24 protein-coding genes are annotated in these 26,896 nt (G+C 59.8%); 12 read left to right on the forward strand and 12 right to left on the reverse strand.

Annotated features, from left to right (window positions below):
• Positions 1-146: 146 nt before the first annotated feature.
• From HX790_RS25730 to HX790_RS25760, 7 genes are all read left to right on the forward strand, one after another.
• Positions 147-1,805, forward strand: coding sequence for a Na/Pi cotransporter family protein (locus tag HX790_RS25730; RefSeq protein WP_017139072.1), 1,659 nt, complete (start codon positions 147-149; stop codon positions 1,803-1,805).
• A 58-nt stretch (positions 1,806-1,863) separates the two neighbouring features.
• Positions 1,864-3,246, forward strand: coding sequence for a pitrilysin family protein (locus HX790_RS25735; protein ID WP_176992431.1), 1,383 nt, complete (start codon positions 1,864-1,866; stop codon positions 3,244-3,246).
• Positions 3,247-3,316: 70 nt separating this feature from the next.
• On the forward strand, positions 3,317-4,348 hold the full coding sequence (locus HX790_RS25740; RefSeq protein WP_017139074.1) for a DUF5924 family protein: 1,032 nt from the start codon (positions 3,317-3,319) through the stop codon (positions 4,346-4,348).
• 54 nt (positions 4,349-4,402) lie between these two features.
• Positions 4,403-5,551, forward strand: coding sequence for an ABC transporter permease (locus HX790_RS25745; RefSeq protein WP_017139075.1), 1,149 nt, complete (start codon positions 4,403-4,405; stop codon positions 5,549-5,551).
• Positions 5,548-6,351: an ABC transporter ATP-binding protein gene (locus HX790_RS25750; protein WP_017139076.1), complete on the forward strand. Its 804-nt coding sequence runs from the start codon at positions 5,548-5,550 to the stop codon at positions 6,349-6,351. Before HX790_RS25745 ends, HX790_RS25750 begins: the two co-directional genes overlap by 4 nt.
• Position 6,352: 1 nt before the next feature.
• Complete coding sequence (locus tag HX790_RS25755; protein ID WP_017139077.1) at positions 6,353-7,291, forward strand: MlaD family protein; 939 nt, start codon at positions 6,353-6,355, stop codon at positions 7,289-7,291.
• Positions 7,288-7,947 (forward strand): ABC-type transport auxiliary lipoprotein family protein, encoded by a 660-nt coding sequence (locus HX790_RS25760; RefSeq protein WP_176992432.1) that lies wholly within the window; start codon positions 7,288-7,290, stop codon positions 7,945-7,947. The genes HX790_RS25755 and HX790_RS25760 overlap by 4 nt, the downstream gene beginning before the upstream one ends.
• An 86-nt stretch (positions 7,948-8,033) precedes the next feature.
• Here the strand turns inward: HX790_RS25760 and HX790_RS25765 are convergent, their stop codons facing one another.
• The 5 genes from HX790_RS25765 to HX790_RS25785 all read right to left on the reverse strand — a co-directional run bounded on the left by HX790_RS25765 (position 8,034) and on the right by HX790_RS25785 (position 12,426).
• Entirely contained in the window at positions 8,034-9,263 is a 1,230-nt protein-coding gene (locus HX790_RS25765) for a nucleoside recognition domain-containing protein (RefSeq protein ID WP_017139079.1), read from the reverse strand.
• A 98-nt stretch (positions 9,264-9,361) separates the two neighbouring features.
• Positions 9,362-10,693 carry a glutamate/aspartate:proton symporter GltP gene (gene gltP, locus HX790_RS25770; RefSeq protein WP_017139080.1) on the reverse strand — a complete coding sequence of 444 codons (1,332 nt, stop codon included), beginning with the start codon at positions 10,691-10,693 and terminating at the stop codon, positions 9,362-9,364.
• A gap of 729 nt (positions 10,694-11,422) precedes the next feature.
• Positions 11,423-11,890 carry an inhibitor of vertebrate lysozyme family protein gene (locus HX790_RS25775; protein ID WP_169987972.1) on the reverse strand — a complete coding sequence of 156 codons (468 nt, stop codon included), beginning with the start codon at positions 11,888-11,890 and terminating at the stop codon, positions 11,423-11,425.
• 2 nt (positions 11,891-11,892) lie between these two features.
• Positions 11,893-12,057, reverse strand: a complete 165-nt coding sequence (locus tag HX790_RS25780; RefSeq protein ID WP_003170804.1) for a DUF1328 domain-containing protein — start codon at positions 12,055-12,057, stop codon at positions 11,893-11,895.
• Between the two features lie 78 nt (positions 12,058-12,135).
• Positions 12,136-12,426, reverse strand: a complete 291-nt coding sequence (locus HX790_RS25785) for a hypothetical protein (RefSeq protein WP_017139082.1) — start codon at positions 12,424-12,426, stop codon at positions 12,136-12,138.
• Between the two features lie 378 nt (positions 12,427-12,804).
• On the opposite strand from HX790_RS25785, the gene algB reads away from it, so the two are divergent.
• Positions 12,805-14,151: a sigma-54-dependent response regulator transcription factor AlgB gene (algB, locus tag HX790_RS25790; protein ID WP_017139083.1), complete on the forward strand. Its 1,347-nt coding sequence runs from the start codon at positions 12,805-12,807 to the stop codon at positions 14,149-14,151.
• 10 nt (positions 14,152-14,161) lie between these two features.
• The gene (locus HX790_RS25795) at positions 14,162-15,949 is read left to right on the forward strand and encodes an ATP-binding protein (protein WP_017139084.1); all 1,788 of its coding nucleotides are present in this window, start codon (positions 14,162-14,164) and stop codon (positions 15,947-15,949) included.
• A gap of 124 nt (positions 15,950-16,073) precedes the next feature.
• Here the strand turns inward: HX790_RS25795 and HX790_RS25800 are convergent, their stop codons facing one another.
• The 6 genes from HX790_RS25800 to HX790_RS29675 all read right to left on the reverse strand — a co-directional run bounded on the left by HX790_RS25800 (position 16,074) and on the right by HX790_RS29675 (position 21,596).
• Positions 16,074-16,850, reverse strand: coding sequence for an N-acetylmuramoyl-L-alanine amidase (locus HX790_RS25800; protein ID WP_017139085.1), 777 nt, complete (start codon positions 16,848-16,850; stop codon positions 16,074-16,076).
• 88 nt (positions 16,851-16,938) lie between these two features.
• On the reverse strand, positions 16,939-19,008 hold the full coding sequence (locus HX790_RS25805) for a diguanylate cyclase (RefSeq protein ID WP_176992433.1): 2,070 nt from the start codon (positions 19,006-19,008) through the stop codon (positions 16,939-16,941).
• A complete protein-coding gene (locus HX790_RS25810; protein WP_370589433.1) occupies positions 19,005-19,886 on the reverse strand; it encodes an endonuclease/exonuclease/phosphatase family protein in 882 nt (293 codons plus the stop codon). The genes HX790_RS25805 and HX790_RS25810 overlap by 4 nt, the downstream gene beginning before the upstream one ends.
• Positions 19,887-19,893: 7 nt before the next feature.
• Positions 19,894-20,529, reverse strand: a complete 636-nt coding sequence (gene dsbA / locus HX790_RS25815) for a thiol:disulfide interchange protein DsbA (protein ID WP_017139088.1) — start codon at positions 20,527-20,529, stop codon at positions 19,894-19,896.
• Between the two features lie 170 nt (positions 20,530-20,699).
• A complete protein-coding gene (locus HX790_RS25820) occupies positions 20,700-21,341 on the reverse strand; it encodes a cytochrome c (protein WP_017139089.1) in 642 nt (213 codons plus the stop codon).
• Positions 21,342-21,374: 33 nt separating this feature from the next.
• Entirely contained in the window at positions 21,375-21,596 is a 222-nt protein-coding gene (locus tag HX790_RS29675) for a cytochrome (RefSeq protein ID WP_017139090.1), read from the reverse strand.
• A 192-nt stretch (positions 21,597-21,788) separates the two neighbouring features.
• Here HX790_RS29675 and yihA point away from each other — a divergent pair, with 192 nt between their 5' ends.
• Positions 21,789-22,430, forward strand: coding sequence for a ribosome biogenesis GTP-binding protein YihA/YsxC (gene yihA, locus HX790_RS25825; RefSeq protein ID WP_042943980.1), 642 nt, complete (start codon positions 21,789-21,791; stop codon positions 22,428-22,430).
• 269 nt (positions 22,431-22,699) lie between these two features.
• On the opposite strand, the gene polA is transcribed toward yihA, so the two are convergent.
• Complete coding sequence (gene polA / locus HX790_RS25830; protein WP_176992434.1) at positions 22,700-25,477, reverse strand: DNA polymerase I; 2,778 nt, start codon at positions 25,475-25,477, stop codon at positions 22,700-22,702.
• A gap of 74 nt (positions 25,478-25,551) precedes the next feature.
• Here polA and HX790_RS25835 point away from each other — a divergent pair, with 74 nt between their 5' ends.
• Entirely contained in the window at positions 25,552-25,842 is a 291-nt protein-coding gene (locus HX790_RS25835; protein ID WP_017139093.1) for a DUF2782 domain-containing protein, read from the forward strand.
• Between the two features lie 55 nt (positions 25,843-25,897).
• On the forward strand, positions 25,898-26,851 hold the full coding sequence (locus HX790_RS25840) for a homoserine kinase (RefSeq protein WP_017139094.1): 954 nt from the start codon (positions 25,898-25,900) through the stop codon (positions 26,849-26,851).
• Positions 26,852-26,896: the final 45 nt, after the last annotated feature.

The following is a 26,896-nucleotide window of genomic DNA, read 5'->3' on the forward strand; positions in this document are numbered from 1 at the left end:
TGACAGTTTTGTTTCAATCCCCACTTTAGCTATGCGATGCTGGCGCAGAGCCCATTCGCCAACTACAGCTTAAGTACAAGACGTAGAACGGCACGCGGCAATTCTCATTTGCTCTTTCTGGAGCACACCCACACGGGGGGCCGAGCATGCTGACCTTGCTCAATCTGCTTTCCGCCGTGACCCTGCTTATCTGGGGCACGCACATCGTCCGTACCGGCATCTTGCGGGTCTACGGTTCCAACTTGCGCCAAGTCATCGGGCAGAACATGTCCAAGCGCTGGCTGGCGTTTATCGCCGGTATCCTGGTGACGGCCATGGTGCAGAGCAGCAACGCCACGGCGATGCTGGTGACGTCGTTTGTCGGCCAGGGCTTGATGGGCCTTATGCCGGCGCTGGCGACCATGCTCGGTGCCGACGTCGGCACGGCGTTGATGGCGCGGGTACTGACTTTCGACCTGTCCTGGCTGTCGCCACTGCTGATTTTTCTTGGGGTGATTTTCTTCCTCTCGCGTAAACAGACGCGGGCGGGGCAGATGGGCCGCGTCGGTATCGGCCTGGGCCTGATCATTCTGGCCCTGCAACTGATCGTCGAAGCCGCCGGGCCGATTACCCATGCCCAAGGCGTCAAAGTTATCTTTGCCTCGCTGACCGGCGATATTCTGCTGGATGCCTTGGTCGGCGCGCTGTTTGCGATGATTTCCTACTCCAGCCTGGCCGCCGTACTGCTGACCGCCACCCTCGCCGGTGCCGGTGTGATCGGCTTGCACGTGGCCATCGGCCTGGTGATCGGCGCCAACATCGGCAGTGGTGTGCTGGCCTTCCTCAGCACCAACATGCAGAACGCTGCCGGCCGCCAGGTCGCGCTGGGCAGCTTGTTGTACAAACTGATCGGCCTGTTGCTGATTATTCCGGTGCTCGACCCTCTCGTACGCTGGATGGATGGTTTGGACTACAGCGCCCAAGGCATGGTCATCACCTTCCATGTGCTCTACAACACCACGCGCTGCCTGATCCTGCTGCCCACCATCGGGCCAATGGCGCGCCTGTGCGCCTGGTTGCTGCCGGAACAACAGGAGACCAACGGCAAAGCCAGGCCACGTCACCTGGACCTGGCCTCGCTCGCCACCCCAAGCCTGGCGCTGGCCAACGCCGCCCGCGAGACCCTGCGCCTGGGCGACCTGATCGACAACATGCTCACCGCCATGCTCGAAGTACTGCGTGGCAAGCAAACCGCCATTACCCAGGAAATGCGCAGCCTCAGCGATGACGTCGAGGCCCTCTACAGCGCGATCAAGCTTTACCTGGCGCAAATGCCCCGCGAAGACCTCAGTGAACAGGACAGCCGCCGCTGGGCGGAGATCATCGAGCTGTCGATCAACCTCAAGCTGGCCGGCGACCTGATCGAACGTATGCTGCGCAAAGTCCAGCAGCAGAAAACCTCACAGCGCCGACAGTTCTCCGAAGTCGGCCTGGAAGAACTCACCGGCCTGCACAGCCAGTTGATTGCCAACCTGCGCTTGGGCCTGTCGGTGTTTCTCAGCGCCGACCCCGAAAGCGCCCGCCAACTGCTGCGTGAAAAGCGCCGTTTCCGCGCCCAGGAGCGCCGCCTGGCCCACGCCCACGTCAGCCGTCTGCAGCGTAAAATCGTACAGAGCATGGAGACCAGTTCCCTGCACCTGGAGCTGATTGCCGACATGAAACGCCTGAACTCGTTGTTTTGCAGCAGTGCTTATGTAGTGTTGGAAACCTCAGACACCGGCGCACTCTCTGCCGAAGATATTGCCGACATCACTCATTCGCCCTGAACATACGATGGCCCGTGAAGTCAGTTAACAATGGACCTCACCCGCCAGGAAGCTTGTTATGCGTCGCCTGTTACTTGCCTGCCTGCTCATGGGCTCGGCACACACCTTTGCCTTCGACCGCCTGCAAGTCGAAAGCTACACCTTGCCCAACGGCCTGCAATTGCTGCTCAAGCCGGGCACCGAGCGTGGGCACGTGGCGATCCGCCTGGTGGTCGGCGTAGGCCTGGATGACTTTCCCTGCGACGAAAAAGAACTGCCGCACTTGCTCGAACACTTGCTGTTCAGCGGCATCGACGGCGGTGGTGAAGGCGACCTTGAGGACCGCATGCAAGCCCTCGGCGGCGAATGGAACGCCTACACCAGCAATGCCGATACCACCTTTGTGATCGAGGCACCCGCGCAAAACCAGCGCAAGGTGCTGGACCTGTTACTGGCGATCCTCACCCGCACCGAACTGACCGACGCGAACATCAATGCCGCCAAAAAAGTGGTCGAGCGCGAAGACGGCGGCCATTACTCGCACCTGCAACGCTTGCTCGACCGCCAGGACCTGGGTCACACCGCCAGCAACCAATTGGCCGTCGAACTGGGGCTCAAATGCGCCGAACGTGCCGAAGTCAGCCAACTGACCCGTGATCAATTGCAAACCCTGCGCACACATTGGTACGCGCCCAACAACATGACCCTGATTATCGTCGGCGACCTCGACAAACTGCTTCCGGCGTACCTGGAGCGCACTTACGGTCAACTTGATCCGGTCGAACCCACCGAGCACCGGCCGCTGCCGGAAATCCAGCACACCGCCGCCAGCCATCGCGACCTTATCCACGGCTGGGTTGGTGACAGCGCCAAACTGCACTGGCTGTTCCCCGAACCGGTTTTGGACGACCAACACGATGAAACCTACGATTTGCTCAAGGACTACCTCGACTGGGCGCTGTACCGTCAGCTGCGCCTCAAGCACGGTTTGTCCTACGGCCCATGGAGTGAGCGCGAAGTGCTCGGCGGCGTCGGCTTCCTCAGCCTGAATGCCGACCTTGAGCGCGACAAACTCCCTGAGGCTGAACAGGTGTTGCAGAACCTCACGGCACAACTGCTCAAGGACGGCCTCGACCCAGCGGTATTCGCCCGCCTGCAGCAAGCTGCCATCGCGCGCCAAGCCTGGGCGGTGCAGGGTAACAGCGCGCTAGCCGACTATTACTGGAGCGCTGCCGGCGACTATGCCGATGGCCATATCAGCGACCCGGCCAAGCGCATCAAGGCCGTCAACCTGGTGCAAACCAACCAGGCCATGCGCGAGGTGTTTAACCAGAAGGGCTACTGGCGCATCGAAAAACCCTTGCTGAGCTATGACGCCCTGAGCTGGATCGGTGCCGGTGTACTCGTGCTGATCGCCAGTGTGTTGATCGGCGTGCGCCTTTATCGCAAACGGATCACGTAATGAGGCACCGAACACAGGGCTAAGACGTTATTCTGTCTGGGATTTTTCCTACACCAATTGTGAATCGCCAATGCCAAATCTACCGCCCCTTATCCAGCGCATTATCGAACTGATCAAGCGCTATCCAGGGGTGATCGCACTCGGCGGTTTCATATCCGGTGTGTGCAGCTTCATCCTGGTGGACCGCCAGCAGGGCATGGCCAGCTGGATCGCGGTGATCATGCTGGTGAGCTGGCTGTGGCTGATGCTGGAAAACAGCTTTACCCAGCTGTTCGCCAAAGTCTTCAAGCGCGAAATCCCCGAGCCGCTGCTGCGCTACGCGACCCAGATGATCCACCAGGAAAGCCTGTTCTTCGTATTGCCGTTCTTTTTCGTCACCACCGCCTGGAACAGCGGCCAATCCGTATTCACTGGCCTGCTCGGCGCGGCGGCGCTGGTGTCGATCACCGACCCGCTGTACTACAAGTGGCTGGCACCCAAGCGCTCGCTGTTCCTGGCGCTGCACACCCTGACCTTGTTCGCGGCACTGCTCACCGCACTGCCCATCATCATGCACCTGACTACCGCCGAGAGTTACAAATTGGCGCTCGGCGTGGCCATGGCGCTGTCGATCCCGAGCCTGGCCGCGAGCCTGCCGCTGCGCAGCGTCAAAGGCTGGGCGATGCTGCTCGGGGTGACGGCCGCCATCGGCTGCGCCGGTTGGTTCCTGCGCAGCTGGGTGCCGCCGGCCACATTGTGGATGACCGAAGTGGCGATCAGCACCCAGCTGCAAGACCGCACACCGGGCGATGACCTCAAGGAAGTCACCGCCGCGCAACTGCGCAGCGGCGGGCTGTACGCTTACACCGCGATCAACGCGCCACGCGGGCTGGATGAGCGGATTTACCATGTGTGGAAATTCAACGGCCAAGAGGTCGACCGCATCGCCCTGGATATCCATGGCGGACGCAAGGAAGGCTATCGCGCCTGGACCCACAAGCAGAACTTCCCGGCCGACGCGGTCGGGCGCTGGCAGGTGCAGGTGTTGACGGAGGATGGGCAAGTCATCGGCGTGCTGCGTTTTAAAGTCACTGACCCAGCACAAACGGACAACCCAAAGTAGGCCGTATCGTGCTATTACGTAGCAATTGTGGATAGCCAAACAAGCTCGGAGCTTATGACCACTCGTACCACGGCCGGCGCAGCCCACCTCGACACCTCCAGCGTTCCCCCGTTGCTCAGGATTACGGGGGACTGGACGCTTGCCCACTACGCCAATCTTAAAAAGCTGAGCGACAAGCTCGACGGCCAATACGACGCCGGTGCACGCATCGACCTCAATGGCCTCGGCGCCCTGGATACCGCGGGTGCCTCGCTGCTGGTCGAGTTGCTGGGCCCGGAGCGCATCGAGCATTCCGCCGAGCAGACCGATTGCAGCTTGTCTACCGCCGACCGGGCACTGCTCAAAACCGTCTACCGCTCCCTGAACGATTTCTGCGTACCCGACAAAGAGCCGGAAGAAGCCGCCGGTATCCAAGTGCTGGCGCGTATCGGTCGAGCTGTCGACACGGTATGGCAGGACGGCATGAAACTGCTGGGCTTTATCGGCCTGATCCTCGAAACCTTCGCCCGTGGCGTTTTACGCCCCAAGCGCTGGCGCATCACACCGATGGTCGCGCATATCGAACAAACCGGCCTCGACGCTGCGCCCATCGTCGCGTTGCTGACCTTTCTGGTGGGCGCCGTGGTGGCGTTCCTCGGCGCCACCGTGCTCAAAAGCTTCGGTGCGACGATTTTTACCGTGGACCTGGTGGCGTTTTCTTTCCTGCGAGAATTCGGCGTATTGCTTACCGCCATCCTGATCGCAGGCCGAACGGCCAGCGCCTTTACCGCGCAAATCGGCTCGATGAAGGCTAACGAAGAAATCGACGCGATCCGCACCCTGGGCCTGGACCCAATGGAACTGTTGGTGCTGCCACGGGTAATGGCGCTGCTTGTGTCGCTGCCGATGCTGACATTTTTGGCGATGCTCTCGGGGATTGTCGGCGGCGGCGTGGTGTGTGCCGTCGCCCTGGATATTTCACCGGCGATGTTTCTCTCGCTGCTGCAATCGGACATTGGCGTGCAGCACTTTTTGGTGGGGATGGTGAAAGCGCCGATTTTCGCCTTCCTGATCGCGGCGATTGGCTGCCTCGAAGGCTTCAAGGTCAGCGGCAGCGCCGAATCGGTCGGCGCGCACACCACCTCCAGCGTGGTGCAGTCTATTTTCGTGGTGATTGTGCTGGATGCGGTCGCCGCGATGTTCTTTATGGAGATGGGCTGGTGAGTCGTCTACACCGTGCGCCCACTGAGGCGGTGATCGAAGTGCGCGGCCTGTGCAATCGCTTTGGCAGCCAGAGCGTGCACGAGAACCTCGATCTGGATTTGTACAAAGGCGAGATCCTCGCGGTGGTCGGCGGCTCCGGCAGCGGCAAGTCGGTACTGCTTCGCAGCATCGTCGGCCTGCGGCGGCCCAGCGAAGGTGAGGTGCGGGTATTCGGCAAGAACCTGCCCAATTTGTCGGAACATGAACGCTCGCTGGTGGAACGGCGCTTTGGCGTGCTGTTCCAGAAGGGTGCGCTGTTTTCCTCGCTGACGGTCACCGAAAACGTCGCCCTGCCGTTGATCGAACACGCCGGTCTCAGCCGTCGCGACGCCGAACACTTGGCGGCAGTCAAGCTAGCCCTGGCGGGGCTGCCTTTGTCGGCGGCGGATAAATACCCGGCGTCACTGTCCGGCGGCATGATCAAGCGCGCGGCCCTGGCACGCGCCCTGGCCCTGGACCCGGACATTCTGTTCCTGGACGAACCCACCGCCGGCCTCGACCCGATTGGCGCAGCGCAATTCGACCAACTGATCCTCACCCTGCGCGATGCGCTGGGCTTGAGCGTGTTCCTGGTCACCCACGACCTCGACACGCTCTACACCATCACCGACCGTGTGGCGGTGCTGGCGCAGAAGAAAGTGCTGGTGGCCGATGCCATCGATGTCGTCTCGGAAACGGACGACGCCTGGATTCACGAATATTTCCACGGCCCCCGTGGCCGCGCGGCATTGGATGCCGCTCAATCGCTTAACGAGGTATGACATGGAAACCCGAGCCCATCATGTGATGATCGGTCTGTTCAGCGTGATCGTGGTGGTCGGCGCCATGCTGTTCGGCCTGTGGCTGGCCAAGTCCAGCGTCGATAGCGCCTTCCAGGAATACGAGGTGGTGTTCAACGAGGCCGTCAGCGGCCTGTCCCAGGGCAGTTCGGTGCAATACAGCGGGATCAAGGTGGGCGATGTCACCAGCCTGCGCCTGGACCCGAAAGACCCGCGCCGGGTACTGGCGCGCATCCGTTTGGCCGGGCAGACACCGATCAAGGAAGACACCCAGGCCAAGCTGGCACTGACCGGCATTACTGGCACCTCGATCATCCAGCTCAGCGGTGGTACGCCGCAAAGCCCGGAGCTCAAGGGCAAGGACGGCAACCTGCCGGAAATCATCGCCTCGCCGTCCCCCATTGCGCGCCTGCTCAATAACAGCAACGACCTGATGACCAGCATCAACCTGCTGCTGCACAACGCCAACCACATGTTCTCGCGGGAGAACGTCGAGCGCCTGAGCAACACCCTGGACAACTTGCAACAAACCACCGGCGCCATTGCCGACCAACGCGGTGATATCAAGGTGGTGATGCAACAGTTGATGCAGGTGAGCAAGCAGGCGAGCGCCGCGCTGGAGCAAACCACCACGTTGATGCGCAATGCCAACGGCTTGCTCAATGACCAAGGCAAGCAAGCCTTCGGCAGTGCCGAGCAGGCCATGAAGTCGCTGGAACAAAGCACCACGACCATCAACACCTTGCTGACCAACAACAAAGACTCGGTGAACAGCGGCATGCAGGGCCTCAACGAACTGGCACCGGCCGTGCGCGAACTGCGCGAAACCCTCGGTTCGCTGCGCGCCATCTCCCGCCGCCTCGAAGCCAACCCCAGCGGTTACCTGCTGGGCAGCGACAAGAACAAGGAGTTCACGCCATGAAGCGTGCTTACCAAATAATCGCCCCGCTGGCCTTGGTACTGATCAGCGCCTGCTCGATCCTGCCCAAGCCGGATCCGTCTGACGTGTACCGCCTGGCGTCGGCGCCAACCAGCACCCAAGGCGCGCCGGTGAGCTGGTCGCTGCGTGTGTCCAAGCCGCAGAGCAGCGAGTTCCTCGACAGCCCGCGCATCGCCGTAGTGCCAAACGGCGACCTGATCAGCAGCTACGCGAACTCACGCTGGAGCGACCCGACGCCGGTGTTGCTGCGAAATCGGTTTATGGACGGTTTCCAGCGCGATGGGCGGGTGACGCTGCTGAGTACCGACGAGACCAACCTGCAGGCCGATTACGAGCTGGGCGGGCAGTTGCAGGCGTTTCAGAGTGAGTACCATGGCAGTGCGGTGGAGGTGGTGATCCGCCTGGATGCGCGTCTGGTGCGTGGCAGTGATCAGCGGATTATTGCCAGTCGGCGGTTTGAGGTGAAGCAGCCGGTCGGCGATACAAAAGTGCCCGCGGTAGTGGCGGCGTTTGGGCAGGCGGGGGATCGGTTGAATAAGCAGGTGGTGGAGTGGGTGGTGCAGCAGGGCAATGCTGCACTTGTGGCGAGGGAGCTTGCTCCCGCTGGGCTGCGCAGCAGCCCCAAAACCCGCCCATGAATTTTAACTGACACACCTGCCAAACCCTGTTGGGGCCGCTTCGCGGCCCAGCGGGAGCAAGCTCCCTCGCCACAGGTAACTAAGCCTTAACCAAAAAACCAGTAGCACACCGAAATTGCCGCCACCACGCCGGCAAACTCCGCCAGCAACGCACATCCAACCGCATGCCGCGCGCGCTGGATGCCCACCGAACCAAAGTACACCGCCAACACATAAAAGGTGGTCTCGGTACTGCCCTGAATCGTCGCCGCGACCAACGCCGGGAAGCTGTCCACGCCCTTGGCCTGCATGGTCTCGATCAACAGCGCCCGCGCCGCGCTGCCGGAGAACGGCTTGACCATCGCCGTCGGCAATGCATCGACAAAGCGCGTGTCCATGCCCGTCCAGGCCACCACATGGCGAATCCCCTCCAGGCCAAAGTCCAACGCCCCGGAGGCGCGCAATACGCCCACGGCGCAGAGCATCGCCACCAGATACGGCAGCAGGTTCTTGGCAACATCGAAGCCCTCTTTGGCACCTTCGACAAATGCCTCATACACCTTCACCTTGCGCAACGCACCGATCACCAGAAACAGCATGATCAAGCCAAACAGCGTCAGGTTGCCGAGGATCGACGACAGGCCCGCCAGCGCCGTGGCGGACAGTGTCGCCAGCAACGCCATAAAGCCGCCCAGCATCAGCGCGCCGGGAATCAGATACGCCAGCACCACCGGGTCCCACAAGCGCAGGCGCTGCATGACAGCCACCGACAACAGGCCCACCAGCGTTGAGGCGCTGGTGGCCAGCAGGATCGGCAGGAACACCAGCGTCGGGTCGGCGGCGCCTTGCTGGGCGCGGTACATGAAGATCGTCACCGGCAACAGCGTCAGCGAGGACGCGTTAAGCACCAGGAACAGAATCTGCGCGTTGCTCGCGGTGTTGGGGATGGGGTTGAGTTCCTGCAACGCCTTCATGGCTTTCAGGCCAATCGGTGTGGCGGCGTTGTCCAGGCCCAGGCCATTGGCGGCGAAGTTGAGGGTGATCAAGCCGATGGCCGGGTGGCCAGCGGGCACTTCCGGCATCAAACGGCGAAACAGCGGGCCGAGCGCCTTGGCCAGCCAATCGACGATGCCCGCTTTTTCGGCGATGCGCAAAAAGCCCAGCCATAAGGTCAGGGTGCCGAACAGCAGCACCATCACGTCCACCGACAGTTTGGCCATGGCGAAAATGCTTTCGACCATCGCCGCAAAAATCCCGGCATTACCGCCAACCAGCCATTGCGCCAGTGCTGACACCATTGCCACGACAAAGAAGCCAAGCCACAGGCCATTGAGCATCAGTTGAATCCCCCGAAAGATGGGGCGAATGATAGCGGGGCTGGCAGAAACGACAAACCCCGGAATTTTCCGGGGTTTGTTTCAAAGCAGCGGTGCTATCAGCCGCGGGTAGCTTGTGCGGTCGGTGCGGCTTCTTTGCTGCGCCAGTGCGGCAGCGAGTTCCAGTAGCGCTCGCCCTTGGCATCGTCGTACATGCCTTCCCAGCGGGAGATGACCAGAACAGCCAAGGCGTTGCCGATCACATTAAGTGCGGTACGCGCCATGTCCATCACTCGGTCGACGCCGGCGATGAAGGCCAGGCCTTCCAGCGGAATGCCCACGCTGCCCAGAGTCGCCAGCAGCACCACGAAGGACACACCCGGCACGCCGGCGATACCTTTGGAGGTGACCATCAGGGTCAGCACCAGCATCAGTTGCTGGCCGATCGACAGGTCGATGCCATACAGCTGGGCGATAAAGATGGCCGCGATACTCTGGTACAGGGTCGAACCGTCAAGGTTGAACGAGTAGCCGGTTGGCACTACGAAGCTGCAGATGGCCTTCGGCGCACCGTAGGCTTCCATCTTCTCGATCACACGCGGCAACACGGTTTCGGAGCTGGCGGTGGAGTAGGCCAGTACCAACTCATCCTTGAAGATGCGCATCAGCTTGAGAATCGAGAAGCCGAACAGGCGGGCGATCAGGCCCAGTACCGCAAAGGCGAAGAACAGGATGGCGACGTAAACCAGGATCACCAGCTTGGCCAGCGGCAGCAAGGAGGCGAAACCGAAGTTGGCGACGGTTACCGCGATCAAGGCAAATACACCGATTGGGGCGTACTTCATGATCATGTGGGTCACTTTGAACATGCTCTCGGACACGCCCTGGAACATGGTCACCAGCGGTTCGCGCAGCTCAGGCTTGAGGCTCGACAAGCCCAGGCCGAACAGCACCGAGAAGAAGATGATCGGCAGCATGTCACCACGGGCAACGGCAGCGAAAATATTCGATGGGATCAGGTTGAGGATGGTTTCGATGAACGCATGCTCATGCTGCACTTCGGCGGCGGTGGCGGTGTATTTGGAAATGTCGACGGTACCCAGGGTACTCATGTCGATGCCGGCGCCCGGGTGGAACAGGTTGGCAAGCAACAGGCCGACCACAATGGCGATGGTGGTGACCACTTCGAAGTAAAGAATGGTTTTGACGCCGATCCGCCCCAGCTTCTTCGCATCCCCTACGCCGGCGATGCCAACAATCAGCGAGGAAATCACAATCGGGATCACGATCATCTTGATCAGGCGGATAAAGATATCGCCCGCTGGCTGCAACACATTGCTGATCCACCAGGCTTTTTCAGCACTGAAATGGTTGAGCACTGCACCGATTGCGATCCCCAGTACCAAACCGATGAGGATCTGCCAGGCGAGGCTTAGCTTTGCCTTCTTCATGTCATTACCCTTACTTCAAGTGGACTTAAGGCAAATGCGCCACTCGCAACGCTCGGAAGCGAAAAAGTGTGCGCATTTGCCTCCATGGAAGGTCACCGCAGCATGGCCGAAATGGCTTACTGGCAGGCGAAAAAAGGCGCAACTATTCCCATGCAAGGGTTCGACGTCTAATGCCGTAAACGCCTACCCTATGCCGAATCGGCATGACTTTTTTTGAAATTAGCTGTCCGAACGGTCAGTTCAAATCCGCCATTAAAGCCCGTGAATATGCCGTTAACCGGCCAATACCGGCTCGCTCAGAGATGTTGGACGACTTATACAGGTTGGCGAAAATGCCTGGGAATTCACTGACCTGGCGCCAGAAATGTCCTATGGCGCAGCCAAAATTTTCTCGATAGATGGTCGCCACGAAACACCAAGTAATGGTTAGGCGCGCGCAAAAGAGAAATTGTCGGCTATGAGCCGTATAAGAAGCGGAGCATGAGAGTGACAAGCCCGTCGCAAGTTCAGCAAGCGTGAGGGCTTGTGAACTTGCGTCGCAGCTTTTCACCTGACCCGGCCCTTGCGCAGGCACTCCCTGTACCCGTAGGTCACGCCGATCTCGATTGATCAGAGCAACCCGGCCCCCTGGTCATGCATCACCCTTGGCGGGCGATGCAGACAGAAAGAAGCGAGGGGCTTCTTTCTATGGACGCCGGCGCCGCAGACGACAGACGCATCAGACGGAACCTAGTACCAATTCGGATCTTTCTTAAGCTGCTCCATCAGCAGCTTTTGCATGCCTTCGTTCGGCTTACCGATAAAACGGTAATCGGCGTGCCGTGTCGGGGATTTGTCTGCCGGCAAACCGGCCGGGACTTCCACCAACATGGCGTAGGCATCTTCCTTGTCGAGGCTAAAGGCAACGATCAGGCGCTTGTTCAGGCACGTATCTGCAGTCTCACAGAGCGGCCCCACCAAATACTTGTCGCCATCTTCTTCAACGGCATTCATTTGCTCGGCCGTACCGGACAGGTTCATCACCCATTCCGGCAAGCGCTGTTCTTTCTTCACCACGCTTTGCCAGGTTTCGCGGTACTGCTTATCCGCACTAAGCAATTCGTTGGCTCGGGATTGGCCGTCATTGGCGGCCATCACCAGCCCGCTGCCGCCCAAGAGCAGGGCGGCAGCCATGGCTTTAAAGGACAAAATGGTCATATTCAGCCTCGGCCGCGACGACCAAAGAAGAACGAAGCGATGAACATCACCAGGAAGACCACAAACAGAATTTTTGCGATACCCGTGGCGGTGCCCGCGATACCACCGAAGCCCAGGACTGCAGCCACAATGGCGATGATCAGAAATGTGATTGCCCAACTCAACATGGTGATTCTCCTTACGCTTTTATAGGGGTAACAGCGGTAGTGCCGTGCAGCCGCTCAACACAAGCGACCTTTTCTTGCTTAGAACACCCAGCGCTCTTGGGTTGGCAATTCACCCAGGGTTGAATCCTGGCCTGCCACTCTCAATTGCGGGGCGGTTACTTCAGTAGTAGCGCTGGCGCTGCCAACGGAACGGAAATGGGTTTGGGTCATCGACGGACGTTCGAATTGCGCGGTTTGCTGCTGACTTTGCTGCCAATGCTGCATCTGCTGGCCGGCAATCAACGTGACCATCAAAGCCAGGCTGGCGAACAGACCTTGCTGCAAGCGCAGTGGCGATACACGTAGTTGGCTGAGGCTTTGGCGAGTCATGCTGCATTTCTCCCGCATTTTGATTATTCGTTGGGAGAGCTATTGCAGAGTGCATGCCAGTTTTTTTACAAAATAAAACTCAATAAAATCAATTAGTTATAGATACACCAATACAGTAGCGAACAGCATCCTGCACGATGCCCCTTTGCAGGCCGTGCGAAATGCACGATGGTCAGTGGTCGGGTCAATGGATCGAAACAACCGCGGGCGTTGCCGAATTGGCAAGAAGGCAAGAAAACGCCATCAATCGGCGCCTTTGTAGGGGAACGTGAAGATACCTGCGCGAAGATGCCTTTTATGAATCAGAATAAACCATGCAACTTGCCCGATTAATCCGGGACTAAACACCATCATTTATAGTTAAGGAGCGCGGGACAGATGGAATCAGCCAAGGAACTTCAAGGCCGCATTCTTTTAGTGGATGACGAATCCGCGATCCTCCGCACCTTCCGTTACTGCCTGGAAGATGAAGGCTACAGCGTAGCCACTGCCAACAGCGCCGCCCAAGCCGATGCCTTGATGCAGCGTCAGGTATTCGACCTGTGCTTCCTGGACCTGCGCCTGGGTGAAGACAATGGCCTGGATGTGTTGGCCCAGATGCGCATCCAGGCGCCATGGATGCGCGTGGTGATTGTGACCGCGCATTCGGCTGTAGACACCGCCGTTGACGCGATCCAGGCCGGCGCCGCCGACTACCTGGTCAAGCCGTGCAGCCCCGATCAACTGCGCCTGGCCACCGCCAAGCAGTTGGAAGTGCGCCAGCTCTCCGCACGCCTGGAAGCACTGGAAGGCGCAGTGCGCCAACCCAAGGACGGCCTCGATTCCCACAGCCCGGCGATGATGGTGGTACTGGAAACTGCGCGTCAGGTGGCTGGCACCGATGCCAATATTTTGATCCTCGGTGAGTCCGGCACCGGTAAAGGCGAGCTGGCCCGGGCCATTCACGGGTGGAGCAAACGCTCGAAAAAATCCTGCGTGACCATTAACTGTCCGTCACTGACAGCCGAGCTAATGGAAAGCGAGTTGTTCGGCCATAGCCGTGGCGCGTTTACCGGCGCCAGTGAGAGCACGCTGGGCCGCGTTAACCAAGCCGACGGCGGCACGCTGTTTCTCGACGAGATCGGCGACTTTCCCCTGACGTTGCAGCCAAAACTGCTGCGATTCATTCAAGACAAGGAATATGAGCGCGTAGGCGACCCGGTCACTCGACGTGCTGATGTGCGCATCCTCGCGGCCACCAACCTGAACCTGGAAGACATGGTGCGCGACGGCCGTTTCCGGGAAGACTTGCTCTACCGCCTCAACGTCATCACCCTGCACCTGCCGCCCCTGCGCGAGCGCAGTGAAGACATCCTGACTCTGGCCGACCGTTTCCTGGCGCGCTTCGTCAAGGAGTATGCCCGACCTGCACGCGGTTTCAGCGATGCCGCCCGTGAAGCGCTGCTTAACTACCGCTGGCCGGGCAATATCCGCGAACTGCGTAACGTGGTGGAGCGGGCCAGCATCATTTGCCCGCAGGAAAAGGTTGAAATCAGCCACCTCGGGATGGCCGAACAGCCGACCAACAATGCCCCGCGTATTGGCGCAGCACTGAGCCTGGACGAACTGGAGAAAGCCCATATCGGCGCCGTTCTCGCTACCAGCGACACCTTGGATCAAGCGGCCCGCACGCTGGGCATCGACGCGTCGACCCTGTACCGCAAACGTAAACAGTACAACCTGTGAGCTGCACCTTATGAAGCTTGCGATGAAACTGCGCACTCGGTTGTTTCTGAGTATCTCAGCGCTGATAACCGTCGCCCTGTTGGGACTGGTCCTGGGACTGGTCAGCGTCATGCAAATGGCCAAGAGCCAGGAGTCGCTGATCCGCAGCAACTTTATCACCCTGGACCTGGGCCTCAAGCTGCGCCAGACCTTGGGCGACCAGTTGATCCTGATGCTGGAGGAGCAGCCCGACCCCGCTGCCCTGCAGACGTCCAAGCAGAACTATTTTGCCCTGCTGGACCAGGGCATCGCCCATGAGCAGCAGGACGGCAGAACCAGTGGTTTCAGCCAGGCACGCATCGACTACCTGAATTTCCTCAAGGCGTTTGACGAAGCTCAGCAAAGCTCACTGGCCAACAATAAAAACGAAAAACTCACCGAAACCTTCAATGCACTGCGTAACGGACTGATCGCTGAACACAAAGGCGCCCTGGAAAATATCAACGACAGCGAGCACAAGTCGCGCAATCGCGCCTTGTTAATCGCCGGCTTGCTGGGGCTGGTCGGCCTGGCGGTGTTGATCATCGGCTTCGTCACCGCCCATGGCATCGCACGGCGCTTTGGCGGGCCAATTGAAGCCTTGGCCAAGGCCGCCGACAAGATCGGGCAAGGCGATTTCGAAGTGACGCTGCCGATCTCATCGGCGGCAGAAATGAATCAGCTGACCCGTCGTTTCGGCATCATGGCCGAAGCACTGCGTCAGCATCAGGCGACCAATATCGATGAATTGCTGGCCGGCCAGCAACGCCTGCAAGCAGTGCTCGACAGCATCGACGACGGCTTGCTGATGATTGACCGCCAAGGCCGTCTGGAACACCTTAACCCCGTGGCACAGCGCCAGTTGGGCTGGGACGAAGAGCGCCTCGGCCAAGGCTTGGGTGAAGCCTTGGGTCGCCCTGAAATGGATGAGCAGCTGCAACTGGTGCTGCGCGGCGGCAACCTGGAGCGCGCGCCGGACGATCTGGAAGTGGAAGTCGAAGGCGAACTGCGCCTGCTGACCTACAGCCTGACGCCGGTCAGCCATACCCAAGGGCATATTCTAGGTGCGGTGATGGTGCTGCATGACGTCACCGAACAACGCGCGTTCGAACGTGTGCGCAGCGAGTTCGTATTGCGCGCCTCCCACGAATTACGCACGCCGGTGACGGGCATGCACATGGCCTTCGGGCTGTTTCGCGAACGGGCGAAGTTTCCCGCCGAGTCCCGTGAGGCCGACCTGCTGGATACGGTCAATGAAGAAATGCAGCGCCTGATGCAGTTGATCAACGACCTGCTCAACTTCTCGCGCTACCAGAACGGCCTGCAAAAACTCACGCTCGGGCCATGCGATGTCACTGATTTGCTCGAGCACGCACGAGCCCGGTTCACGGAGCCCGCGAACGCACAACACATCGAACTGCTGGTGGAAGCTCAATCGGAATTGCCCAGGCTGTACGCCGACCAGGTTCAACTCGAGCGTGTACTCGATAACCTTCTAGGCAATGCTTTGCGACATACCGCCAATGGTGGCCAGATTCGCTTGCAGGCGCGTCGCCACGGCGAACGGGTGATTATCAGCGTTGAAGATAACGGCGAGGGTATTGCCTATGGCCAACAGGGGCGCATCTTTGAACCTTTCGTACAAGTAGGCCGCAAGAAAGGCGGCGCTGGCCTGGGGCTGGCGTTGTGCAAGGAGATCGTACAGTTGCACGGCGGTCGCATGGGCGTGTATTCGCGGCCGGGGCAGGGTACGCAGTTCTATATGGCACTGCCGTTGTAGCCTGGATACAAAAAAATGTGGGAGCGGGCTTGCCCGCGATGATGGTGGTTCAGCCAAAACTTTGTTGACTGACACTCCGTCATCGCGGGCAAGCCCGCTCCCACATTTGTATGGGGTTACACCTTTAGCGGCGGTTCAATGCGCTCAGGATAGCTGCACTTTCCGCATCCGGCGTGCCGTCGAACCGTGATGGCCGGAAGTGCATCTGGAACGCCGCGATCACATGTCGCGTGGCCACATCCAGTTCACCCGTCTGCGGCGTCTGGTAGCCCAGGCGCGCCAGTTCTTCCTGGAACCACGTAATACTCGGCAGGCTAACGGCATACTGTTGCTGGAATCGAGCCACCGCCTGTGCATCCGGCCACACGCCCAAACCTTCAGCCGCCAGGCGCTTCCACGGAAACAACGGGCCTGGGTCGAGCTTGCGCAATGGCGCAATGTCGCTATGGCCGATAATGTTTTTGGGGTCGATGCCGTTGCGCTTGCTGATGTCCTTGAGCAACACCACCAACGACTGCACCTGGGCCTCGGAGTACGGGTACCACAGGCGGCCGGTCGGCGCGTCTGTATAACCTGGGTTCACGATCTCGATGCCAATGGAGCTGGAATTGAGCCAGGTGCGGCCCGCCCATTCGCTTTCACCGGCGTGCCAGGCGCGCTGGCTCTCGTCTACCAGCTTGTAGATGGTGCCTGAAGCATCATCGCCAATGAGGTAATGGCTGCTGACCTGGCCGTGCGTGAGCAGCGCCAGGGAGCGTTCAAGGCTGGCGGAGGTGTAATGGACAATGACGAACTGCACGCGGTTGTCGTGGTTCAAAGAAGGGTGGCTGGTGTTCAGCCGCGGGCCGCTGGCGCAGCCGGCGAGCAAAAGAAGCACAAAGGCAATGCAAAAGGATTTCATGGCGGAAGACAGTACGCAGAAGACGATAATGCAACAGTGTAACGGATGGTTCGGGGCTCGACGGTCAAATCACAAAATGGAACATCTTTTACGCCGCCTGCACCCGGTTGCGTCCAGCGGCCTTGGCCCGATACAACGCCTCATCGGCACGCTTTAGCGCCAGGTCACTGCGTTCTCCCGGCAGGAACTGTGCCACGCCCATGGACACCGTGATGGTCACCGGCTCGCCTTTGAAGTGGAACGGGCATGCCTCGATGGCCGAACGCAGCACCTCACCCACGTCCAAAGCATCTGCCAAACCTGAGTCAGGCATCAACAATACAAACTCTTCACCCCCAAATCGCGCGATAAAATCGCCGGAGCGCAGGCGCTTGCGCAACACATTGGCGATGATCTTCAGCACCTTGTCGCCGGCCAAGTGGCCGTAGCCATCGTTGATGCGCTTAAAGTGGTCCAGGTCGAGCATGGCCAGTGACAGGCTGTTGCCGCGCTGATGCCAGCTATTCACTTCATGATCCAGGCGCTCGCTCCAGGCCGCACGGTTGGGCAGGGCGGTGAGCGGGTCGATCAAGGCCTTCTGGCGCTGCACTTCCAAATGCTCGCGATAACCTTGGGCTTCCTGCTCCATGTTCGCCACCCGCTCGGCCAGGCTTTTGAGCCGCGCCGCGACTTCCTGCTCGCGCTGGTCACGCTGCTGCCGGTGTTCGTCCATGGTGCCGAGCAAGCCTTCAAGGTGGCTTTCCAGCACATGCTTGAGGCTGTCCAGGTCAGCAGCTTCCTGCACGCTGCTTTGCAGGCCGTCGACCTGTTCACGGATCTGCGTATCCAGCTCCCGTGCGGCCGAGCGGCTGTCGGCGTGCCCCTCACTGGCCACCTGCAGATGGCCCTGGAAGGCTTCGAGGCGTTCATTAAGCTGCTTGAGGTAGGCCTCGAACTCATGCTGGCCACTGTCGGTAATCGCCAGCATCAGCACCGCCAGGTCATCGAGGATCGGCAGCAATTCGTACCAGTTCAAGCCGTGGGCCAAGCGCTCGCGCATGGCTTCGGCCTGGGGCCGGTGGCGCTCGGGTAAGGACAGATCCTCCAGCAAGCCAAGCAAGGTGTCTTCGATATGCTTGGCGACCGAGCTGTAGGACGGCTCGGGGGAGTCGGGCAGGGCGTAGGTGCCGTCCGGTTGCAGCGCATCGGGATCGGGCTCGCAGGGTTCCAGCACGGGCGGAAGCGACAGGCTGCCTATGAGCGTTTGATCTGGCGTGTCGACCTCAACCTGCGGCTCTTCGATAAATGCAGCAAGGGCGCTTTCGGGCGCGGCTTCCTCTAGTGCTGGCTCGGGCATCTCTGGCTCAGAGACTTCGTCAGGCCCGACGGGGGCTTGCTCCGGCGCCGGTGCCTCAAAGGCAAAGGCTTCGCGGGCGACTTCAGCCACTTTGACCGGCTCAGCGGGTTCAGGCTGCGCGGCGGCCGGCGTTACCGGCAATGGCGCAAAAGCGCGCAAGGCTTGGGTCAGCTCTTCGGATTGCACGGGCTCCAGTGGCTCGGGCGCGGCTTTGGCAGCAGCAGGTTTCGACGCCGGCGGTTGCGGTGCATAGAGCGGGGCAGATTCAACCACCGACGCCTCATTCGACACATCCTTTGCACCAAACAGGCGTTGCAGCAGGCCTGGTCCAGGGCGCGCAGCTTCGCCTTCAGGCTCCAGGTTATTTAGCGCCTGCCCTTGCAGGCTGCTCAATTCGCTGAGCAGCAGCGGGATCTCACGCGCCTGGCCGACTCGGCCATCAAGCTGTTTGGCGAAGGTTTTCAGCGGGCGGGCGACTTCACGCGGCAGAGGCAGTTTCTGCAACTGCGCAACTAAGGCAGTCAGCGCAGTGCTGATCTGGTCGACCCGGGTTTCGCGGCGCTGCTCCGAGTCGAGCACGGCTTTTTCCAGGCGTGGCAGCAAGGCGGCGAGGGCAGCGTCCATGTCGTCGGTACGCACCACATCGCGCATTTCTTTCATGCATTGATCAACCGCACGGTCGGTGCCTTCCGCCGCCAGCGTGCTGCGCACCAGGCCTCGGCGCAACAGGTCGAGGCGGGCAGCCCAGCGGCGTTCGAGCTTATCTTGCTGCTCAACGCTTTTAAGGTATTTCTCTTTCCAGCGCTGGGCGTCGTCGCTCATGCAAGGGGTCCGCGTGGGCCTGGGCTCAACGCGGGTAATGCATCAGCCGTGAGCGAACCCGGCAGACGAATCTCTACCGCGACGGGCAGGTGATCGGAAATGGGCTGCGCCAGCACCTGCACACTTTCCAGTGTAAGGCTGGGGCTGAGCAGGATATGGTCGAGACAGCGTTGCGGGCGCCAGCTGGGAAACGTGGCTTCGACTTGCGGCGCCAGTAACCCGAGGTCGCGCAACGGGGAATTCTGCAACAGGTCGGTGGCATGGGTGTTCATGTCACCCATCAGCACCTGGTGTTTGTAGTTGCCGATCAGATCACGCACGTAGGCCAACTGGAGGTTGCGTGTACGCGCTCCAAGCGCCAGGTGCATCATCACCACCACCAAGGCTTCCGGGCCTTCGCCGAAACGCACAAGAATCGCGCCGCGCCCTTTTGGGCCGGGCAACGGGTGATCTTCGATGGCTGTCGGCTTCAAGCGGCTGAGCACGCCATTGCTGTGCTGTGCCAGGCGCCCGAGGTTGCGGTTGAGTTGCTGATACCAATAAGGGAAAGCACCGAGATGGGCGAGATGCTCCACCTGATTGACATAACCGGAGCGCATGCTGCCGCCGTCGGCTTCCTGCAAGGCGACCAGATCGAAGTCGTTGAGCAGGTCGCCGATTTTCTGCAGATTACCGGTACGCCCTTTGTGCGGCAGCAGATGCTGCCAGCCACGGGTGAGGTAGTGCCGATACTTCTCGGTACTGTTGCCCACCTGAATATTGAAGCTGAGCAGCCGCAGACGACTGTCTGCCGGCAAGCCCGTGGACTCCAGGTGGTGTTCGTTGACCCGCGGTTCATGCAGGCCAACGCTACGTTCAGTACCCCAGCCGCGCATGATGGCCCCCTTACTTGGCTGCGCGCTCTTTAGCGATCAGTTGGTCGGCAACATTGAGGGTTTGCTCAGGACCACCGGTAGTGCCCAGGTCGAAACGGTATTTGCCGTTGACGATCATGGTCGGTACGCCTTGTACGCCGTACTTCTGGGCGAGTTCCTTGGCCTGTTTGATTTGGCCCTGGATAGCGAAGGAGTTGAAGGTGGCCAGGAACTTGTCCTTGTCGACGCCTTGGGTGGCAACAAAGTCAGCCATTTCGTCAGGCTTGGTCAGGCGCTTGCCTTCTTTTTGAATCGCATTAAATACAGCGTTGTGAACCTTGTGCTCGACACCCATGGCTTCCAGGGTCAGGAACAGTTGGCCGTGGGCATCCCATGGGCCGCCGAACATGGCCGGGATGCGTCGGAAGTTAACGTCGGACGGAAGTTTTTCGGCCCAAGGATTGATAGTCGGCTCAAAGGCGTAGCAATGCGGGCAGCCATACCAGAACAGCTCCACCACTTCGATCTTGCCTGGCTCCGAGACCGGAACCGGGTTGGCCAATTCAACGTAGGTTTTACCGGCTTCAAGCGGCACGTCGGCAGCTTGCGCGGTCATGCCGAAAAGGCTGACAGTGACGAGAGCGGCGCTGAGGATCAGATTACGCATGCTTTACTCCTGGACAAATAAAGTCGCCTCACGCGACCTTTAGTTGTGACAGGTCTACGCGGGCATGAGTTCGTTAGTGTAACGGCACCGGCCACAAAAAAGGGCGGCCTAAGCCACCCTTTTTATGCTTGCATCGATGGATTAATCGAGCGTTAACGTCGCAGGTCCAATCAGTGCAGGCCCTGAATATAGCTGGACAGCGCTTCGATATCTTTATCCGAAAGTTTCGCCGCAATGTCAGTCATCATTTTGTTGCTGGCATCGCCATCGATGGAGCGAACCTTCTCGCGGAAGTCCTTCAACTGCTTGGCTGTGTATTGGGCGTGCTGACCACTCAGGTGGGGAAAACCCGCCTCGGCCAGCCCACTGCCACCTGCGATGTGACAAGCCTTACAGGCAGGCATGCCACCGATAGGTTGGTCTTCAGCGAGTTTGCCGCCTTGAAACAACGCCTGGCCTTTATCAACGAGCTTCGGATCAGCAGCTCCCACACTGCCTTTCTGGCTGGCAAAATACGCCGCGATGTCCGCCAGGTCCTGATCGCTGAGATTAGTCAGCAAGCCGGTCATTTCCAGCACCGTGCGCTTGCCGTCCTTGATGTCGTGCATCTGCTTGGTCAGGTAACGCTCACCCTGGCCTGCCAGTTTGGGGAAGTTCGGCGCCGGGCTGTTGCCATCCGGTCCATGGCAAGCACCACATACGGCGGCTTTCGCTTGACCGGCAGTGGCATCACCTTTAAGGGGGCCCTCTGCAGCGACGGCAGCGCCAGTGATGCCCAAGGTCAACAGCAGACTCACGATCAGTTTGTTCATCAGCTAATCCAACTACGGCTAAGGGTTTAAGAGTTATCTACCGGGTTTACTCACCATCAACGCGTTGATGGCCTGGTAATCCTCAGTACTGCAGTCCATGCACAAACCACGCGGCGGCATTGCCTTGAAACCCTGAGTCACGTGTTGCATCAGCGTAGCCATGCAAACTCGGTTGTACAGCGCCTCTGGATCCTGTGTAGCCTGAGCGCCTAAAAGCGCGATCAGGACACCAAAAGCGCATAACCATCGGGTCATACATCGACCTTTTCAGGGTTTGAGAGCGTTTTGCGTTCTAATGCGCAATGAAGGTCTTTCGCTCCCGTGAACTTCATCCTTCGCTGGGACAAAGCACACACAAAATCTGCGGCATTATATACTGGCGCTACTGAAACGGAAACGACACCGCTTGCCGCACCCTTTCTCGGCACCGCCCACATCGGAAATCTCATGCAACTCAAGAATCCCATCCTCGGCCTGTGCCAACAGTCCACGTTCATGCTCAGCGCCGCCAAAGTGGACCAATGCCCCGATGACGAGGGCTTTGAAGTCGCCTTTGCCGGCCGTTCCAACGCCGGTAAGTCCAGCGCGCTGAACACCCTGACCCACGCCAGCCTGGCGCGCACCTCGAAAACCCCGGGCCGCACGCAGCTGCTCAATTTCTTCAAGCTAGACGATGATCGGCGTCTGGTCGACCTGCCGGGCTACGGTTATGCAAAAGTACCCATCCCGTTGAAGCTGCACTGGCAGCGTCACCTTGAGGCTTACCTGGGTGGCCGCGAGAGTTTGAAGGGCTTGATTCTGATGATGGACATCCGTCATCCAATGACCGATTTCGACCTGCTGATGCTCGATTGGGCCGTCGCCAGCGGCATGCCGATGCATATCCTGCTGACCAAGGCCGACAAGCTGACCTACGGCGCAGCCAAGAACACCTTGCTCAAAGTGCAGTCCGAAATCCGTAAAGGTTGGGGCGACGCGATCACCATCCAGTTGTTCTCGGCGCCCAAGCGCATGGGCCTGGAAGACGCTTACACCGTGCTGGCCGGCTGGATGGAATTAGCTGACAAGGGCGCGGAAATCGCCGAATAACTTTTGCGCAGGCAAAAAAAACCCCGGACTTCGTATGGGGAGGGGAAGTTCGGGGTCCAAGTTCCGGACCGCTAGGGCGGGGTCCAGATATCTGCCAACACTTAACACAACATAGGAGCATTGAAGGGCTTCACCACCCATTCAGTAACTCTGAGTAGCAGTTCACGGGTTAAGTTCCGGCAGGTCAAAAAAACTATTGGAAATAACCTGCGACGCCTTTTGATCTAAAGCGCTCTGCCATCACCCTCGGCAATGGCAGAGCCGCGCTGTCAGTGTGCTTCGTCCCAGTTATCGCCCACGCCCACGTCTACCACCAAAGGCACGTCAAGCTTGGCCGCCGCGCTCATATGCTCGCGGATCTTCTCGCTGACTTGCGCCACCAGATCCTCTCGCACCTCAAGCACCAATTCATCGTGCACCTGCAGGATCACCTTGGCATCCAGGCCCGACTCGGTCAGCCAGTTGTCCACCAGCACCATGGCTTTCTTGATGATGTCCGCCGCCGTACCCTGCATCGGCGCGTTAATCGCTGTGCGCTCTGCGGCCGCGCGCTCCTGAGGCTTGTTGGAGTTGATGTCCGGCAGATACAGCCGACGCCCAAAGAAGGTTTCGACATAACCCTGGTCGGCCGCCTGGGCGCGGGTGCGCTCCATGTATTCACGCACGCCTGGGTAGCGCGCAAAGTACACATCAATGTAGGCCTTGGCGGTCTTGGTATCCACGCCAATGTCCTTGCCGAGCTTCTGCGCGCCCATGCCGTAGATCAGGCCAAAGTTGATCGCCTTGGCACTGCGGCGCTGGTTGGACGTGACCTCTGTCAGCTCAACCTTGAACACTTCGGCGGCGGTGGCGGTGTGCACGTCCAGGTCATTACGGAAGGCATTCATCAGCCCCTCGTCCTTGGACAAATGCGCCATGATCCGCAGTTCGATCTGCGAATAGTCCGCCGCCAGCAACTTGTAGCCTTTAGGCGCGACAAACGCCTGGCGAATGCGCCGCCCTTCGGCGGTGCGCACCGGGATGTTCTGCAGGTTCGGATCACTGGACGACAAACGCCCGGTCGCCGCCACCGCCTGATGATAAGACGTGTGAATACGCCCGGTACGCGGGTTGATCTGCTCCGGCAGGCGGTCGGTGTAGGTGCTTTTGAGCTTGCTCATGCTGCGGTACTGCATCAGTACCTTGGGCAACAGGAAGTCATCTTCGGCCAGCTTGGCCAATACTTCTTCAGCCGTGGACGCCTGGCCTTTGCCGGTCTTTTTCAATACCGGCAAACCGAGCTTCTCGTAAAGAATCGCCCCGAGTTGCTTGGGCGAGCCCAGGTTGAACTCTTCACCGGCGATCTCAAACGCCTGGCGCTCCAGCTCAACCATCTTGTTGCCCAGCTCGATACTCTGGATGCCCAGCAGCGCCTTATCCACCAGTGCGCCTTGACGCTCGATAAGCGCCAGCACCGGCACCAAGGGTATTTCAATGTCCGTCAGCACACTGGCAAGGCTTGGAATGGCTTCAAGCTGCGCATGCAAAGCCTGGTGCAGGCGCAGCGTCACGTCGGCATCTTCGGCCGCATAAGGGCCGGCTTGCTCAAGCGGGATCTGGTCGAACGTCAGCTGCTTGGCGCCCTTGCCGGCGATGTCCTGGAAGCTGACAGTGTCGTAGTCCAGGTACTTCTTGGCCAGGCTGTCCATGTCGTGCCGGGTCGCGGTGGAGTTCAGCACATAGGATTCGAGCATGGTGTCGAAAGCGATGCCGCGCACGGTAATACCGTTGGCCTGGTCGCCGCCGATGGCACAGTTGGCCAGGATGTTCATATCAAACTTGGCGTGCTGGCCGACCTTGAGCTTGGTCGCGTCCTCCAGCAATGGCTTCAAGGCCAGCAGTACCGTGTCACGGTCCAGTTGCTGCGGCGCGCCGATGTAGGAATGGGTCAGCGGGATGTAAGCTGCTTCATGGGGCTGCACGGCAAAGGAAACCCCGACCAATTGCGCCTGTTGCGCATCGATCCCGGTGGTTTCGGTGTCGAACGCGAACAATTTTGCCGCGTTGAGTTTTTTCAGCCAGGCGTCGAATGTCGCCTGGTCGAGGATGGTGGTGTAAGACGCTTCTGCGGGTGCCACCACTTCGATGGCCTCCTCAACAACAGGGGCAGCCTTGAGCTCAACGCGCTTGGCATCGCGCTGAATTTCATCAAACCAGCTCTTGAACTCCAGCAGCGTGTACAGCTCCAGCAGCTTTTCGCGGTCCGGTTCGATCAGGTGCAAATCATCCAGGCCCACATCCAGCGGCACGTCGACCTTGATCGTCGCCAGTTGATAGGACAGGAATGCCATCTCCTTATGCTCTTCCAACTTGGCCGGCAGGGTCTTGGCCCCGCGGATCGGCAAGGTCGGCACGATATCCAACTGCTCATACAGCTCTTTGATGCCGCCATTCACGCCCACCAGCAAGCCGGAAGCCGTCTTCGGACCAATCCCCGGCACGCCTGGGATGTTGTCGGACGAATCGCCCATCAGCGCCAGATAATCGATGATCTGCTCCGGAGCGACACCGAATTTCTCCTTCACGCCCTCGATGTCCATCGAGCTACCGGTCATGGTGTTGACCAAGGTAATGTGCCCGTCCACCAGCTGCGCCATGTCCTTGTCGCCGGTAGAAATCACTACCGGACGGTCAGCCGCCGCGCTGCTGCGGGCCAGCGTGCCGATCACATCATCGGCCTCGACGCCTTCAACGCACAGCAACGGGAAGCCCAGGGCGATCACACTCTGGTGCAGTGGCTCGATTTGCAGGCGCATGTCATCGGGCATGCTGGGGCGGTTAGCCTTGTATTCGGCGTACATCTCATCGCGAAAGGTCCCACCCTTGGCGTCGAACACCACCGCGAACGGGCTGTTTGGGTACTGCTTGCGCAGGCTTTTGAGCATGTTCAACACGCCCTTGACCGCACCGGTCGGCAGGCCTTTGGAGGTGGTCAGCGGTGGCAGCGCGTGGAAGGCGCGGTACAGATAAGAAGAACCGTCCACCAGGACGAGGGGGGCTTGGCTCATGAGCAGGATCAACCTTTTCGGCGGGTCAGGCGCTAGAATAGCCGGACCAATGACGACAAAGGGACAAGGTTATCATGCGTACAGTAAATCGCCTGTTGTTGACCGGCTTGATTGCACTCACCCCGATAGTGGCCATGGCGGCGGATACTGCGCCGTCGGGCGACCCGGAAGTTACCATTCGCACGGAAGGCGACAAGACCATTCAGGAATACCGCCAGAATGGCTTCCTGTACGCAATTAAGGTGACGCAAAAAGGCTTTCCACCGTATTTCCTGGTGCGCGCGGACGGAACCGATGCGAACTTCATCCGCTCTGACCAGCCGGATATGCTGATCCCGTCATGGAAGATCTTCGAATGGAAATGATTTCTTAACTTAAATTGGCGCCGCGCACTGCGGCGCCCGTACTGGCAGCTTAAACATGTCTGTGTTCACCCCCCTGGCTCGGCCCGAGCTGGAAACCTTTCTCGCCCCTTACGGGCTCGGCCGCCTGCTTGATTTCCAGGGGATTGCCGCCGGTAGCGAAAACACCAACTTTTTCATCAGCCTGGAACAGGGCGAATTCGTCCTGACTCTGGTTGAGCGCGGCCCAGTGGCGGAAATGCCGTTCTTCATCGAACTGCTAGACGTGCTCCACGACGCCGACCTGCCGGTGCCTTACGCACTGCGTACCACCGATGGCATGGCGCTTCGCGAACTCAAAGGCAAACCGGCGCTGTTGCAGCCGCGCCTGGCCGGCAAGCACATAAAGGACGCCAACGCGCAGCATTGCGCCCAGGTCGGCGACCTGCTCGGCCACCTGCACCTGGCGACGCAAGGCGATAAAGTGCTGGAGCGCAAGACCGATCGCGGCCTGGAGTGGATGCTCACTGAAGGCGCGCAGCTTATTTCACACCTGAACGAAGCCCAGCAGCGTCTGCTGCAAGCGTCCTTGAGCGAAATCGAAGCCCACAAGGCCGACATCCTCGCCCTGCCGCGCGCCAACGTACACGCCGACCTGTTCCGCGACAACGCGATGTTCGAAGGCACCCACCTCACCGGTTTGATCGACTTCTACAACGCCTGCTCAGGCCCGATGCTCTACGACGTGGCAATCGCCTTGAATGACTGGTGCTCCGACGCCGATGGCGTGATTGATGGGCAACGCGCCCGCGCGTTGCTGGGCGCCTACGCGGGGCTGCGGCCGTTTACCGCCAAGGAGGCCGAGCTGTGGCCGACCCTGCTGCGCGTTGCGTGCGTGCGTTTCTGGCTGTCACGCCTGATCGCCGCAGAATCGTTTGCCGGGCAGGATGTGTTGATCCATGACCCGGCGGAGTTCGAGCATCGGCTGGCGCAGCGCCAGCAGGTCACAGTCCACCTGCCGTTCGCACTTTAAAATGTGGGAGCGGGCTTGCTCGCGAATGCGCAGTGTCAGTAAATA

Origin of the sequence: Pseudomonas sp. IPO3747, assembly GCF_013385245.1 — a bacterium.
Classification (GTDB): domain Bacteria; phylum Pseudomonadota; class Gammaproteobacteria; order Pseudomonadales; family Pseudomonadaceae; genus Aquipseudomonas; species Aquipseudomonas edaphica.